Genomic DNA, 16,572 nt, shown 5'->3' with positions numbered 1-16,572 from the left:
TTGTGGCATGTTATTTCGATCTTTACATTTCAAGGATTATGTAAAATGAAAAAAAATCTGCTATGAAAGTTCATCTAGTTTGGCTACGCAACGATCTTCGTATTACCGATAACAAAGCACTTTACGCCGCTTGTCATAATCAAAATGCAAAAGTAATAGCGGTATTTATTGCTACACCTAAACAATGGCTCCAACATAGGATGTCTGCACGTCAAGCTAATTTTATTTACACTAATCTTATCCAAGTTCAACGTTCTCTTGCGCTTAGAGGTATTTTTTTCGAGTATCATCAATGTGATTATTTTATTGATATGATCGAATGGTTAGATTCTTATTGTTTGCAAAAAAAAGTTACAGATTTTTTTTATAATCGCCAATACGAAATTAATGAAGCCCGTCGCGATGCTATTCTAGAAAAACGTCTCAAAAACAGAGTTGTTTGCCAGAGCTTTGATGATAGTGTTCTTTTTCCCCCTGGTAGTATACTAAATAATGCAGGTCAAATGTACAAAATTTATACTCCATTTCGTACAGCATTTATAAAAAAACTTGCACAAGCAAATCTTAGTTCTTTAGCAGCTCCTGTAATTCGTCAAACTGGTCCCGTTAATATAGAAAAGATTCCTCAATTTTTTAATTATTCTTTTCAAGAAGTAGATCCAATGTTTCCTATTGGTGAACAGAATGCATTATGTATTTTACGTGAATTCTGCAAACAAAAAGTACAAGATTATGTAAAACACCGAGATATTCCCGCCATTCAAGGAACAAGTAAATTATCCCCCTACCTATCCATTGGTGTCCTCTCTCCTCGCCAATGTTGGAACAGATTGAAAAAGGAATTTGTAGATTTACTCATCCAACCCAATAGCGGAGCTTTTAGCTGGCTCAATGAACTAATTTGGCGTGAATTTTACCGTCATTTAATGGCATTATATCCTTCTATCTGTAAGGGAATTCCTTTTATTTTATGGACTGAAAAAATAGCATGGAACAATAATCCTAATGATATACAAGCATGGAAACAAGGACTTACAGGATTTCCTATTATTGACGCAGCGATGCGTCAACTCAATACAATTGGATGGATGCACAACCGCCTTCGCATGATTACAGCCAGCTTTTTAGTTAAGGACCTTTTAATAGATTGGCGCATTGGAGAAAAATATTTTATGTCACAACTATTAGATGGTGATTTTGCATCAAATAATGGAGGATGGCAATGGGCAGCGTCTACAGGAAATGATTCTGTTCCTTATTTTCGTATTTTTAATCCTACCACCCAAGGAAAAAAATTTGATCCTCAAGGGATCTTTATACGTTACTGGTTACCTGAACTTAAAACTGTCCCTGAAAAATACATTCACACTCCCCATAATTGGATTAATGGAAAAGACTCGACGCTTAATTATCCGCTTCCAATAATTGACCATAAAGAAGCGCGTGACCGTGCGCTCAATCAATATTACACAGCAAAGAAATTTGATACAAATGACTAGCAAAAATCATGGTCTTGCCGATGCTATCTCCCATTCATAATTCGCCTGTATCTATATGGTCTAAAAAGTTATGGTCTAAAAAGTTAAAACTAATATTTTCATCACTAATTCAAAATACAAATTCTATATCTGAAATTATCTTTAATAATAAAATTAATGGATCTTGAGATATTTTTACAATAGTAAACAAGATAATCACTCCTCTTTTTTTTAAAACAGACAAATAATTTTTTAATAAAAAAAACTTGATAAAAAAATACCATTTTGCTATGAATTATCATTATCTTGTTGGGTATATTGCACAATATCTTAGAACTGAGATGAAAAAAGGAGGAAAAGGTGTATTTAAAAAACACAATCACCCTTAATAAAAAGCAAAGAGTCTATCTCCTATATACATCTTCTATACTGATTGGCATATTTCTAGGAATGAGTCACAATGTGTTATTCAATGATATAGCAGAATTTGTTGTCAATATTTTTGTTAGAATTTTTAAATTTATCAGTTTGCCTCTGATATCTTTCTCTTTAATCGTCAGTTTATCAAAATGTTCTCCCGAACAAGGAATGGTCCGTTTATGGGGAAAAACCGTATTTTATACTATTCTTACAACGTTATTAGCTGCATCTATTGCTTTTTTTACATATAAGCTTATTTCTCCCTCTAACATAATTGTCAAACCAGAGAATGCTGTTCATGTTAGTCAAATTAGTTATCTACAGTATGTTGCGAACTTAATTCCCAATAATATAATATCTCCATTTTTAGAAAGTCAGGTTATAAGCATTTTGTTGATTTCTGGCGCTATAGGCATTGCTACTCATTTCATAACTGATAAACATATACAAAAATCTACTGTTGCAATTTTTGAGGGAATTCACGGAATATTCCTAACAATCACTAATTGGGTTATGAAAATGATACCTATTGCTTTAGGTAGTTTTATTGCCGTCACAATTTTGCAATTTAAAAAAGGAATCAATATATCAGGTTTGGGAGAATACTTATCGGTTATAATTTTGTCTAACCTCATACAGGGGATGATTGTATTACCAATATTATTGTATATTAAAGGTTTTAATCCAATTACCGTGTTTAAAGGAATGTCCCCTGCGCTGATTGTTGCTTTTTTCTCCAAATCTTCAGCTGGTACTTTGCCTGTAACAATGAAATCTGCAGAGGAAAATCTCAATGTTTCCCCGCAAGTAAGTAGGTCTATCTTACCTTTTTGTACATCTATTAATATGAATGGTTGTGCTGCTTTCATATGCATCACACTGATTTATGTAATGCAAAATAACGGTGTAGAAATAGTGTTTCCAAACATGTTTTTATGGATTTTAGTAGCTTCTCTCTCTGCAATTGGTAATGCAGGTGTGCCAATGGGATGCTTTTTTCTCAGTGCAAGTTTATTAACAAATATGGGCATACCCATTAGTATCATGAGCATGATTTTACCTTTTTATAGTATTGTAGACATGATAGAAACGACATTAAATGTTTGGTCTGATTCTTGTGTAACTGTGATAGTGAATAAAGGTTATCCTAATTCAAATCAAGACAAGAATACCTTGATACAAGGGGATGATATTGAAACGTAAAACTTTTAAATAACGACATATTCCCCAAGTGATAATTTATCAAAAAATATTGTTAAGTAGGTCCACAATTTAATTTTTATAATATCTTTAAGAGCCATCATTTTCTTTAAAAGATAAGGTTTTAATCCAATTACCGTGTTTAAAGGAATGTCCCCTGCGCTGATTGTTACTTTTTTCTCCAAATCTTCAGCTGGGACTTTGCCTGTAACAATGTTTCGGCGTATTCTTCTAATGAAGATATAAACTGTTTTTCATCTATTATCCGAACACCTAATCTACTTGCTTCGTTTAATTTTGACCCAGGGTTATCACCAACAATAATCATATCAGTTTGACGAGAAATAGTATTAGAAACTACAGCGCCTAACTGTTCAACATATTCTTTAGCTTTATGACGTTTAATGGTCTTAAGAGTTCCAGTAAATGCTATTTTTTTATTTTTAAAAATAGAAACGAGATAATTTTTATCACGACTATTAGATATTGATGGAGTTACTTCCTTTAATAGTTCTTCTGTAGCATGAACACATGCAGAATTCTGATAAAATTCTATAATAGCCTGAGCAGCTATATCCCCTACTAACGGAACTTTTTTCAAAGGAAAATAAGCATCATTGGCATTGGCATTGGCATTGGCAATAATGTTATTTATTTCTTTTTCTAAATTTTGATAAGAAAGATAGTACTTTGCTAAAGACCCAGCAATCTCTATACCAACGCATCGAATACCTAAAGAAAAAATAAATCTCTGCAAAGAAATATTGCGTCTTTTATTAATAGCATCATAGAGATTGGATACGCTTACATACCCAAATCCTGAAATATTTTCAAGCTTTTTAGTTGCAGTTTGTTGACGACGCTGTAACGTAAAAATATCAGCAGGGATCTTGATAGAAATATCTGGATCTTCTGATTTAAAGAAAAAATCAAGCTGTTTTTCCCCTAAACCTGCTATGTCAAAAGCATTTAGCGATACAAAATGTTTGAGATATTCTAACTGCTGTGCTGAACATAAAATTCCTCCTGTACAACGATGAGCCGCAACAACTTTTCTTGTTTTCATATTTAAATCACGAACTACCCGACTGTTACAGATCGGACAAGAAGAGGGAAAAGAAAATACTTGGGCATCAAGAGGTCTTTCATCGATAATGACATCAACAACTCTCGGAATAACATCTCCTGCTCTGGTAACAATAACTGTATCACCTACTCGAATATCTCTTCCTTCGCGAATTAATTTACCAGATGCATCTAATCCTTTGATATAATCTTCATTATGCAATGTTGCATTGGTGATAATAACTCCCCCTAAACTAACAGGTTCAAGACGAGCTACTGGAGAGATTATACCTGTACGACCAATTTGAATATCAATATCTAAAAGACGAGTCCGAGCTGTTAATCCATGAAATTTATGAGATATCATCCAACGTGGACTTCGTTTCCTTACTCCTAATTGTTTTTGCAAAAAAAAATCGTCTACTTTATACACAACTCCGTCTATATCATATGGAAGCGAAGAACGAATTGATTGCATTTCAGAATAATACGACATAATGCCCTTTAAAGTATTCGTTTGTCGGATTTTATCATTGACAGGAAAACCTAAATCACGAATTGTTTGCAACATTTCATAATGATTTTCTGCAAATATATCAGATGTGTATCCTAACCCGTAGACAAACAAATTTAAATATCGAATAAGATGCGTAGGATTTAAACAACGAAATACAGCAGACGCTGTATTTCTAGGATTAGCGTACGGTTTTCGTTTGAGCGCAATCATTTCATCATTAAGAGCAAGAAAATCATTTTTTGTGATGTAAATTTCACAACGTAATTCTAGAATGTCTGGAAATTTCGAAGGCAAATTTAAGGGAATAGCAGAAGGGAGAGATAGAATATGAGCGCTGACATCTCTTCCGTCATCACCATTGCCACGTAAAGCAGCAGAAACAAATTTTCCCTTTTCATATCGTATATCAACTGCTACTCCATCAATTTTAGGCTCAAGAGTAAAAAAAATGCTATTATCAACATTCCTGTGAAAAAGACGGTAAGTTTTAGTAATAAACTTTTTAATATCGTCTCTAGTACAAACTTTTTCTAATGATAACATCGGGAGTAAATGAGTGATTTTAAATAATGAGCCACATCTTTCTGCTCCTATTTTATTAAGAGGCCCATTAGGATCTTCAGGGCGTGCTAAATCGGGAAAAGCACGTGCAATAGCATCACAACGTTTTTTTAACTCGTCATATTCATAATCCGGTATTTGAGGTTCTGAATGGTAATAATACAGATCATCATGATATGATATATCCCGTTCAAGAAAAGACAACTCTTTTCTTGCTTGTTCAATATTCAATTCAGCAATTGGAATAATCTGACGTTCTTTCATTTATCGCGTACTGTAATTTTTCTATTAAAAATCTTAAGAAATACCAAAAATCAGAGGTAGTTTGTGTTACAATAAAAAATATACTAAAAAAAGGAAAATAACTATCATATAGTGACATATAGTGAAAAAAATAACAATAAAAATAACAATATTGAATATATATATGTATATTTAATTGGAAAAATCCAAAAGCTTTTCTGCAGCAGCGCGTGCTTCTACAGTTATATGACTTCCGGATAACATACGGGCAATTTCTTCACGTCGTTCTTGCAACGTCATAACGGTGATATATGTCTTTACCCTCTGTATATTGCCTGGTTCATTTTTTTTATAAACAAGAAAATGCTTGTCAGCACGTGCAGCTACTTGCGGTGCGTGTGTTATAGCAAATAACTGTATTTTTTTTGATAATTTTTTTAAGCGATATCCGATAGCAGCTGAAACAGCTCCTCCTATTCCCGAATCTACTTCATCGAATACCAACGTGGGAACCAGTCCTTGATCGACGAGGACTATTTTGAAGGCTAATAAAAATCGAGATAACTCTCCCCCTGATGCTAATTTTATCAAAGGTCCAAAACTCTCTCCTATATTGGTTTGAACGTAAAATTCTACCTTATCAATTCCATCAGGAGAAATATCTTTTATATCTGATGTAATATTTACCGAGAACCTAACATTTTCTAATTTTAAATCAGGCATCTCTTCCATAAGATTTTTTTCTAATATTTTGGCAAATTTATAACGTTTTGCAGAAATATTTTGTGCAGCCTGATCATAAGCTTGTCGCGCTTCATCAAGCTCCTGTTCCAAAGAAACAATTTTTTGATTTCCTGCGGAAATATCCACAAGATCTTCTCCCATTTTCTTCTCTAATTGAGGAAGCTGATCAATAGAAACAGAATACTTACGGCTCATAGCACGCAATGCAAAAAGACGTTCTTCAATATTTTCCAATTCTTTTGCATCATATTGAACTTCTAAAAAACTTTTTTCTATTTCATTCTGAGCATCAGATAAATTGTCTTGCGCTTCATTTAAAAAAGAGATGATATTCTTTAATAAATCATGAAATTCAGATCCTTTACGCTCTAGTCTACGTAACATGGAAGACACGACGGAAATAGGAGAAGAAGAATGCTGAAATTCGTTCATAATACTTGATAACTCAACAGCTATACGCTCTTTTTTTAATATTTTTGAACGCATTTCTACCAAGTTATTTTCTTCTCCTGGCTGTATTGCAAGAGCTTGTAGTTCTTCTACTGCCAATCGTAAAAATTCAATATCTTTAGAAGAAGTTTTTTTGCGTTCTTTATATTCCTTCAACGCATTAGAAGCATGACACCAATTACGATATAATACTTTCATTTCACGAAGGGAGAGATCAATACCTGCATAAGAATCAAGAATTTTCCGATGCCCATTAACATCAAGCAAAGCTCTATCTGAATGCTGACTATGAATATTTATTAAAAAAGACCCTACTAAACGCATAAAATTAACGCTGACCAACTGCTCATTCACATAGGCTTTGGTTCGTCCATCAGGAAATTGCACACGGCGTAATACAATACACTCTTCAAGAGTAAAATTAGCTTCTGTAAAAATATTTTCTAGTTCTTGAACACAAGGATTTTCAAAAACAGCAGTAACATGACCTTTTTCCGAATTATGACGCACTAATGACCCATCTCCTCTACCTCCAGTCACTAGAAATAAAGCATCCAACAAGACGGATTTTCCTGATCCAGTCTCACCACTTATTATGGACAATCCTGCAGAGAAATCGATATCTATACTCTCTACAAGAACAATATTACGAATTGAAAGATGCGTCAGCATAGGGAAAAACGATAATTATAAAAACCATAATTACTAAAAAATACTATGATTTTTTGTTGTTTGATTGAACAAGTTTTCTAACGTATTGAGACCAATAACCTTGAGGATATTGTTCTTGAATGAGGAAAGCCATATCTCTTGCTTCATCCATTAAACCAAGAGCAAAATATGATTCTACAAGTCTAACCATTGCTTCTTCTAATTGCTCTGTATCAGAGTACTGTTCAACAACTAATTGAAATCGTAGAATAGAAGACGTGTATTCTCCGTTATCCAGATAATAACGCCCTATATCCATTTCCTTAGCCGCCAATTGATTTCTCGCAACTGTCACATAGAATCGAGCACCCTTGAAATAGACAGAATCCTTATATTGCCTAACAATTTGACTCATGTACTGGAGCATTAAACGTGCAGGTTGTTGATCATAATGTACATCTCGAATCATATTTGCATAAGACATTCCAACAAGATAATACACATAATCAATGTTTTGTGAGCCCGGATATTGAGCAAGATATTGTTCGCCGAGAGTAGCAGATTCTTTATATTTTCCCGCACTATATTGAGAAAATGCCGCCATTAACAAAGATTTACGAGCTAAATTAGAAAATGAAAAATCTCTTAAAATTTCACTAAAAATTTTATATGATCCATTAAAATCATTGTTTTTCATTAATTGAACTGCATTTTCATAGGATTCGTTGTGACGTTCGATGTTTACAATATTATTTAAAAAATAGTCATCTGAATAACGTCGTGACCAACAGCTCTCCAACAAAAAAACGGTACTAGCAAAAAATATAGTTAACGCAAATTTATACAACTAAAGTTCTCACTCTTCGAAAAATAAAAGTACTAAATTTAAAAAAATCAGTTAAATCAATAATTTATATGATCCAAACTTGAATAAATGGGATGTTTATTCTACGAATTTTTTATAGTTCAACTTCGCAAATTTTAGTATATAATATAAAGATTGTAAAGATATTTTAGAAAAGACAAAGAAGCTATAACTCTTCTTAACAGGGATTTTCAAAAACAAAAGGACAATCACACAATATAGTCATCAACTATCTCATAAGCATTTTTATCTGCAAAGAGAGCAGATAACGCAATGTGGTTTATCTTATGACTTCCTCGATACGAACGATAACATCCTATCAAAGGATAGCCTGCTAAAGCTATATCACCAATTGCATCCAAAGCCTTATGACGAACAAATTCTTGGCCTGAATACCTCAATCCTTCAGTGTTAATCACTTTATCATCCTCAGAAATGACAACACTATTTTCCAAAGATGCCCCTAATGCACAACCTGCTTTTCTATAACGCTTAACGTCCTTCAGAAAACCAAATGTACGAGCAATACAAATCTCATTACAAAAAACTTCTTTAGTTAAATCTCCTTCCCATTTTTGATAGCCTATTACATTACTATTAAATTGAATAGATATTTCAAAATGTGTAGAAGGATAAGGCAGAAATTCTGCCCAAGATTCATTATTAGTAACTCGAACAGATTTAATAATCTTCAAATAACGGCGTTTACCTTTTAGTTTTTTTACACCAACACGATCTATACTTTGTACAAAAGCTAAAGCACTTCCATCCATAATCGGAATTTCTATCCCATCTAATTCAACGATAACATTATCGATACCATAAGCATAGAGTGCTGCCATCAAGTGTTCAATAGTATGAAATTGACATAAAGAAGAACCTATAGCCGTACTTAAAGACGTCGTTAAAACATTATTCCACAACGCTGATGAAGAAAAATTACCCATTCTTGACTGAATGGAACGAAATAATATCCCTACCCCTTCTTGTGCTGGGCATAGTCTTAAAATACTATTTTTCCCCGAATGAACACCAATACCTGTAATAGTAATTGAATCCGCAATAGTATGCTGTGATCGACTTTGCAGCATGATTTTTTATCATTTCCGTTTTGATGATTATTTACTAATAGTTGTACAAAATTATCAACAATTCTTCAAGTAATAAAAATATCTAGTTTGTAATCCATAATCAATGCGATTGCCGGCGTAAAAAAGCAGGAATCTCTAATTGATCCTCCTCGCACTTAATATTTGATTTTGATTGTATATGAACATCATTACCAATATTTTCAGGAGCATTATTCTTTTCTCTCAAAATAGAAATAGCAGAATCACTTTCTGGATTAACAGATTCTACTTTTACAGAAAAATTTTCCTGTAAACCAAAAGAATTTGCAATACGTTTGAATAATGCCATCACACCTCTTTCTTCTGGATAATCATCACTTTTTTCTATATATTTCTGAGATGTGAAGCGCTGTGGAGAAGAAGATTCTGGGATAATGCTTTCCTCACACGACAATTCTTTATTGTTATCTCTTGTCAAAATATTTGTCTCATTAGACATATTTTCTATACTTTTTGCAAAATTAGCATCCTCCATTGTATCGTCACATGCAGTATGAGAATCGTTCATCGATAATTTGTGAGAAGAAAGATTCAGAAAATTTTCACCGGTTAAAGATTCATAGGAGGACATAGAAGAGCCGTCGTTATGATCCTCTTCTTTATGAAAACGATTGTCTATTCCCGTTGCAACAACAGATACACGAATCACACCTTCAAGCGCTTCATCAAAAGTAGCACCAAGAATAATATTAGCTTCAGAATCAACTTCTTCACGAATACGTGTTGCGGCTTCATCAACTTCAAACAATGTGAGATCGCTCCCTCCTGTAATTGAAATTAACAATCCTTGCGAACCCTTCATTGATGCTTCATCGAGCAATGGATTAGCAACAGCTGCTTCAGCCGCTTGTACACCACGTCCATGGCCAGAAGCTTCTCCTGTTCCCATCATAGCACGACCCATATTACGCATTACAGAACGGACGTCTGCAAAATCAAGATTAATTAATCCCTCTTTAATCATAAGATCAGTAATACAAGAAACACCAGAATAAAGAACTTGATCTGCCATAGAAAAAGCATCGGCAAATGTTGTTTTATCATTGGCAATTCGGAATAAATTTTGATTAGGAATAACAATCAGTGTATCAACAGTTTCTTGCAATGCCTCTATTCCTGACTCTGCCACACGCATACGCCGAGAACCTTCAAAGTGAAAAGGCTTAGTCACGACACCAACAGTTAACACCCCTTTACTACGTGCTATCTTCGCAATAATCGGCGCTGCACCTGTTCCTGTGCCACCTCCCATGCCTGCCGTGACAAAACACATATGTGTTTTATCCAAAGTCTTGGTAATCTCATCAATACACTCTTCTGCAGCAGCACGACCAACTTCTGGATGAGACCCTGCTCCTAGACCTTCAGTTATTCCAGATCCAAGCTGAATAATATGTTCAGCCTTAGACATCATCAAGGCCTGTGCATCAGTATTAGCAACAATAAAATTCACACCTTGAAGACCTGAAGAAACCATGTTGTTTACAGCGTTTCCTCCTCCACCCCCTACACCAAATACAGTTATCCGAGGCTTTAATTCAGTTATATCCATATTAGACTGTTTTCCCATCATCTGCCGATTCCTTCCCATTGACACTATTTCCCAATATCCATATTTAAAAAGGTCAAATAATATTGTAATCTCTTTCTAAAAATCTAACATGATCTTCAAATCATGAACTGCGCTTAAACCAATTCTTTAATAAAGGAAACTTTTTTATATTCCAAAAAGAAGAATCTTTTCCTACGCAATCCACTTCTTTTGCAATTAATTGCGGATACACCATTAATCCTATAGCTGTTGCAAAAGCAGGGCTTCTTGCTGGAAATGGTAATCCTATAACTCCTATAGGTCTTCCTATTCGCACATTAGGACTGATCATCTGCCTAATCATCTCTTGTAAACCATTCAGCTGACTTGCTCCTCCTGTCAATATTATACGTTTACCAGCTAGAGATTTAAACCCTGAATTCTTAATACGTTCTTCGATTAATTCAAATGTTTCTTCAATACGAGCTCGAACAATCCTTGAAATAGTCGCTCTAGAAATCTGAACTAGATCATCTTGATCAGTATTACCGATACTAGGTATAGAAAGAAGATCATGTTCATCAATCATACTAGGGATAACACTAGCATTCATGACCTTGAGACGCTCAGCATCGTCACGAGATATAGACAAGCCACGCGCTAAATCATTCGTCACATGTGATCCTCCGATAGCAATAACGTCAGTATACACTAATTTTCCTTTTTCAAAAACTGCAATCTTTGTTGTTCCTCCTCCCATATCAATAACAACAGAACCTAGCTCAAATTCATCATCAACAAGAATAGACAAACCACTGGCGTACGGAGATGCAACCATTTTGTCTACAGAAAGATGCGCACGATTAATCGTTATTCCTAAATTTTTCATTGCATATTTTTCTACTGTAAGCATATGCATATCGATGCATATGCTACCAGCAAACATGGATATAGGGGATCTTATTCCAGATTTCCCATCCAAGACATAATCGGTAATTACAGAATGCAATAAAGTGCGATCTTGATCATTAGAATAACGTTGAGAAGACCTTATCAACATCTGAATATCAGATTTTGTTACCTCCCGCCATCCTATTTTCATTTTAACAGAATGCTGACTAGATTTCAAACGTCCAGCAGAAATATTGACCATCAAGCTATCAATCGTAAAACCTGCCATTTGTTCTGCAGTATCGACAACTTGACGCACAACTCTTTCGGTAGCATCAATATCAACGATAGTCCCCATTTTAACGCCGTGTGATTGCTGATATCCGATACCCACAACTTCAATCCGATGTGTTCTCTTAGAAAAAATATCGGTTGTATTTTGAGGACAAAGCTTTCCTATCATGCATACAGTCTTTGTAGAACCAATATCTAATACCGATATAATGTACGTGCGAGCAGAAGATAAGCCATTGGTATACTTCGACCTAAAAGGCATTGTAAAAATACCCATTACTCTATCCCCTATTCAACTCAAGATTACGCTTATCAACAATATCTTGACGATCTATAAAAGAACCTACTGTCAAACGAATAGCAAGACGATCTGGTAATCTCATATCAATAATGGAAATATCTCTATCTAAAATTTTATATTTATCCTGTAATTCCAAAATATTCGAGATTGCTGTATCAAATTTTTCTTCTGGGAGTTTAATAATAATACCATTGTAGAGATGCAAATCCCAACGCCTTTCAGCAACCCAATGATAGGATTTAACCAACTTGGTTATTTCTTCTATAGTTGATAACTTTTCAAAGGATCTAATGGCTTTATTGATGTTTTCTCCAATTAACATAGGAAGATATGAAAATCTTGTATTTTTTAATGAAGAAATCACATAACCATTCTTATCAATAAGATAAAGACTGGAATTGTTTTGCCAAATCGCATAAGGAATACGCTCCGTAAGACGAATTTCTATCGTATCAGGGTATACCTTATGAATTTCAGCATTCGCAATCCATGGCAAAGACAACAAATTATTCTGAATTTTTACCGCATCAAAGGAAATTAATGAAGTTGATCTGTTAAGCTCTAAACAACGAATAACATCACCTTCTAAAGTTTCAACATTACCAATGATTCTTACCTTATCTATTGAAAAACCAATGAAAGAATCAATAAAGTTGATAACATAACGTGTATGTCCTCCAATAAAAATCCCATATACACCAACGATTGCACAGAAAAAAACAATAAAAACAACCCTATAACACGGTGGAAATATCTTGTTTATAAAGACACAAAAGTTTAGAAAATTTCTCATATCTCCCAAACCCAATATACAATACAAAGGCAATGACATCCCCACAACAAAGCCAAATCTCCGATCAATGAATAAACCTCTGTGATTCAGCGCAAACATGACGCATCCTCCACCATCCACAACAACAATTCTTGAAAAGAATATCCAGCATGCATAGCCATTTCTGGAAATATAGAAACAGGTGTCATACCTGGTTGAACATTAATTTCTAACCAGAAAATTTTTCTTGAAATAGGATCAAAAAGAAAATCGGATCTGCTAATTCCACGACAACCAATTGCATGATGTGCTAAAACAGCGTTTCTCTGCACTTCTTTATAGATATCCAACGGAATTTTTGCTGGCATAACATGTGTATAATTTGAAGATAAATATTTTAATTCATAGCTATAAAAATCTGATTTTGGCACAATAATTTCAGTAACAGCGAGTGGAGTATCTCCCATTACACCACAGCTCAATTCAATGCCATCAATATATTGTTCAATCAGTAGCTGATCTCCATAATTCCATGACAAAGATTGCAATATATCTAAAGGAACACTTTGACCTGGCTTTATCACCATAATTCCTAAAGAAGATCCGCCTTTCAAGGGTTTGATAACATAAGGAGGTGACATCGGATGCTGATAATCCATTGCAAAACGATTAACTACAATCGATGGACAAACTGGCACACCGCAACTTTTCACAATTTGTTTAGCGCGCATCTTATCCATCGATAACGCAGAAGCTAAAACCCCAGAATGTGTATAAGGAATTTCCAAAAACTCTAGTATCGATTGTATGAGCCCATCTTCTCCGAAACTTCCATGCAAGACATTTAAAACCACATCTGGATTTAATTTTTGTAGAGTTGATACTATAGAACGATCAACATCTATCTGGCTCACTTGAAAACCTGTATCTTTTAAAGCAGAGGAACAAGATTTACCTGAAGAAAGACTGACTTCTCTCTCGGCAGATAGGCCTCCCATGATAACTGCTACATGTGTACTCTTTATGTCTATTTTGTTTACCATAAACTGATCTATAATATGCAGAAATTAATCTTCTTAATAATCAATATGATATGTAAATACATCAAGGTTAACGAAGCGTTCATTTTTCTTAATTTTTTCTCAAAAAAATTTTTATTGTATACAAAGATTGAATTAAAATTAAAAATAAAAGAAAAATTTTATGTATTTAATAATTTACACCATAGAATGAGTATTCGTTAACATGATGAATTTAGGCGGTTCGGAATTACACTGTATAAAGTTAATCTCTTGGTATGGATAATTTATAATAAAAATAGCACTAAAACCAGATAAGACTCCATACATCGAAAAATATATTCATCATACAAGTAATAACCAGGAATACCCTTAACAAAACCTTTACAGGTCAAAACATATCGCTATAATGGAGATAACGATAGTGATAAATATTCTGCCTATCCTGATGACCAGAGAGGCGTTTGGTTGGATATAAATACATCAAGACAGACAGATAAATAAATTGATATAAAATATAACTTGTGCGAAGCGTTTTTATTCCATTTAATTTGTCATAATTTCCCCTGTTATTTACTTTTATTCCATAGGATTCATGATTCATAAAATATTGATGTCACAATGAATAAACAGTATATTATAAGTAAGAAAGTTGAAAAAAGAGATTTTCTTTATCGGCGCACAGACAAACCACGTATCTACTTGTAAAATAAGCAACAATATCACTCACCAATTATACTATTGCGCTATTCAAATTATTTTAATATTAGCTTTTAATAAAAAGGTATATTCCTTGATTATTGTTAAAGATCAAAGTCCACCCTAATCGTTAAAAATCTTCTCATGAGCTAATGTATAAACGTAAAGATAACAATTAAATATACTACTCAAATAAAGCTCAAACCAAATTTTACAATAGACGATTTATGGACCGGTTCTCCCATAACATATCCATTAGCTTTATATCCTATACGCATAGAAAACTTTAAATGATCAGTTAAGTGATGTAATAAGTCTAGCGTTACCATTGCACCGTGTTTATTTGATACAAGGGAAAAATCCTTTTGTACTAGTAATTCTGGTTGTTTCCATACAATTAAATGAGCTCCAATATCCGTTTTCTTTAAAGAAGCTATTTTGTTGATTTCAATCTCTCCATAATATAAATGATCTTTTCCTCTAACATCACGCTCATAACTAAAGCCCATCCTTACTTCTTTGTCACCCGCAAAAACATCAAGTAAAAAACGCTTTTCCAATACAGCATATGGCGTTATAATCAAACGCATCGATGGCAGAATACCAACATTTTTGGTGACTTTTAATGCAGGCAAAACCGTATCTCGACCACTTATCACAGAATAAAACGAATAATAAATCCTGATATCTAGCCAATCTAATAAAGCTAATCGACGAAGTCTTGTGATAAATTTATCATAATTCAAGTTGTATATAAGGGCGATATCTTTTACATAACTATTAATATCATGACCAGGCTGATCCTTTATAAACTTCACATAAGCAAATTGATTCCCCGCTGAAGACAAATACATCGTTGCGGAAGTTGGGTTAATGCGTCTCTTTTTATAGAATGCATCGCGCGATAAAACATAATTCGCCTCTATACCACCTAATGTAACAACAGCACTTTCTGGATACTTCCCCAACGATTCATACGATGTATAACCAGACATTGATAATGGATAAATCCTTAGTTTAGTCACTTTACTATTCATTTCTGTCGTTCTTGTCGCATGACCCAATTCGTGATTCAAAATACTAAACATAGTAAATAAATAAAAATTAGCGACTCTAAACCATATACGCTCATAATGATGATTTCTTTTTGCCCAATCATAAAAAGCATTTGAGGAATTCATAAAAATGATTCTGTTGCGATAACCAGCTTTAGGACTGACACAAGAATAAAAATCACTCATATTAATAATGCCATTGATCATAGCCATACTCAAATCCCTTTGATATGAGGGATTAAGTATTTGAGAATGCATTTTATGTGAAGGATTATTTGTTACAGCATTGGCAATGCTAATATTTAATGTCAAAAAAAATACAAAAAATACATTTTTAGAACACAATATTTTATAAATGAAAATAGTATTATAAAAAAAAGATTTGATACTAAAAATTTTTATAGTATCCCAGCAATTATAATCTCTTGTCTTTACCTCGATTGTTTTTCTTTTACTCAATTACATATCTTTCACATACTAAGCCACATCTGCTTAAAAGTACAAAACATTATAAATCTACAACTTTAATTTCGAACCCTAAAATCGAGAACAAAACAAAACGCCATGATATTTAATTGTTTTTTGCACAACAGATAAAATACGTTAATAACTTTCAGTAGAAAATTAACATTCTCTACTGCTTAATAAGTGTAAAAGATATAAGCAAACATTTTTTCCAAATTTTT

Annotated in this window: 11 protein-coding genes; 2 read left to right on the top strand and 9 right to left on the bottom strand. The window is 33.6% G+C overall.

All coding sequences use genetic code 11. The annotated features are described in order from the left end of the window. The first annotated feature begins 62 nt into the window (after positions 1-62). Together phrB and G293_RS04510 are read left to right on the top strand one after the other, a co-directional pair. Positions 63-1,499: a deoxyribodipyrimidine photo-lyase gene (gene phrB, locus G293_RS04515; RefSeq protein ID WP_047264484.1), complete on the top strand. Its 1,437-nt coding sequence runs from the start codon at positions 63-65 to the stop codon at positions 1,497-1,499. Positions 1,500-1,838: 339 nt separating this feature from the next. Then, positions 1,839-3,101: a dicarboxylate/amino acid:cation symporter gene (locus G293_RS04510; RefSeq protein ID WP_047264483.1), complete on the top strand. Its 1,263-nt coding sequence runs from the start codon at positions 1,839-1,841 to the stop codon at positions 3,099-3,101. 166 nt (positions 3,102-3,267) lie between these two features. Here G293_RS04510 and ligA read toward each other — a convergent pair whose 3' ends face one another. The 9 genes from ligA to G293_RS04465 form a co-directional block, all read right to left on the bottom strand. Further along, positions 3,268-5,505 carry an NAD-dependent DNA ligase LigA gene (gene ligA, locus G293_RS04505; protein WP_047264482.1) on the bottom strand — a complete coding sequence of 746 codons (2,238 nt, stop codon included), beginning with the start codon at positions 5,503-5,505 and terminating at the stop codon, positions 3,268-3,270. 171 nt (positions 5,506-5,676) lie between these two features. Further along, complete coding sequence (gene recN, locus G293_RS04500) at positions 5,677-7,350, bottom strand: DNA repair protein RecN (RefSeq protein WP_047264481.1); 1,674 nt, start codon at positions 7,348-7,350, stop codon at positions 5,677-5,679. Between the two features lie 43 nt (positions 7,351-7,393). Next, positions 7,394-8,176: an outer membrane protein assembly factor BamD gene (locus G293_RS04495; RefSeq protein ID WP_047264480.1), complete on the bottom strand. Its 783-nt coding sequence runs from the start codon at positions 8,174-8,176 to the stop codon at positions 7,394-7,396. Positions 8,177-8,403: 227 nt separating this feature from the next. Then, on the bottom strand, positions 8,404-9,285 hold the full coding sequence (lpxC, locus tag G293_RS04490; RefSeq protein ID WP_047264479.1) for a UDP-3-O-acyl-N-acetylglucosamine deacetylase: 882 nt from the start codon (positions 9,283-9,285) through the stop codon (positions 8,404-8,406). A gap of 100 nt (positions 9,286-9,385) precedes the next feature. Next, positions 9,386-10,897 carry a cell division protein FtsZ gene (ftsZ, locus tag G293_RS04485; RefSeq protein WP_047264478.1) on the bottom strand — a complete coding sequence of 504 codons (1,512 nt, stop codon included), beginning with the start codon at positions 10,895-10,897 and terminating at the stop codon, positions 9,386-9,388. 100 nt (positions 10,898-10,997) lie between these two features. Then, complete coding sequence (gene ftsA, locus G293_RS04480; RefSeq protein WP_047264477.1) at positions 10,998-12,317, bottom strand: cell division protein FtsA; 1,320 nt, start codon at positions 12,315-12,317, stop codon at positions 10,998-11,000. Positions 12,318-12,321: 4 nt separating this feature from the next. Further along, positions 12,322-13,233 carry a cell division protein FtsQ/DivIB gene (locus G293_RS04475; protein WP_047264476.1) on the bottom strand — a complete coding sequence of 304 codons (912 nt, stop codon included), beginning with the start codon at positions 13,231-13,233 and terminating at the stop codon, positions 12,322-12,324. Beyond that, a complete protein-coding gene (locus G293_RS04470; protein WP_162488570.1) occupies positions 13,221-14,138 on the bottom strand; it encodes a D-alanine--D-alanine ligase in 918 nt (305 codons plus the stop codon). Before G293_RS04470 ends, G293_RS04475 begins: the two co-directional genes overlap by 13 nt. Positions 14,139-15,019: 881 nt before the next feature. Continuing rightward, on the bottom strand, positions 15,020-16,099 hold the full coding sequence (locus tag G293_RS04465) for a zinc metalloprotease (protein WP_148407345.1): 1,080 nt from the start codon (positions 16,097-16,099) through the stop codon (positions 15,020-15,022). Positions 16,100-16,572: the final 473 nt, after the last annotated feature.

This window comes from Candidatus Liberibacter africanus PTSAPSY (genome assembly GCF_001021085.1).
In the GTDB taxonomy this organism is placed as follows: domain Bacteria; phylum Pseudomonadota; class Alphaproteobacteria; order Rhizobiales; family Rhizobiaceae; genus Liberibacter; species Liberibacter africanus.
Note: the sequence above shows the minus strand (reverse complement) of the source record. Positions and strands in the feature narration are given on the sequence as shown.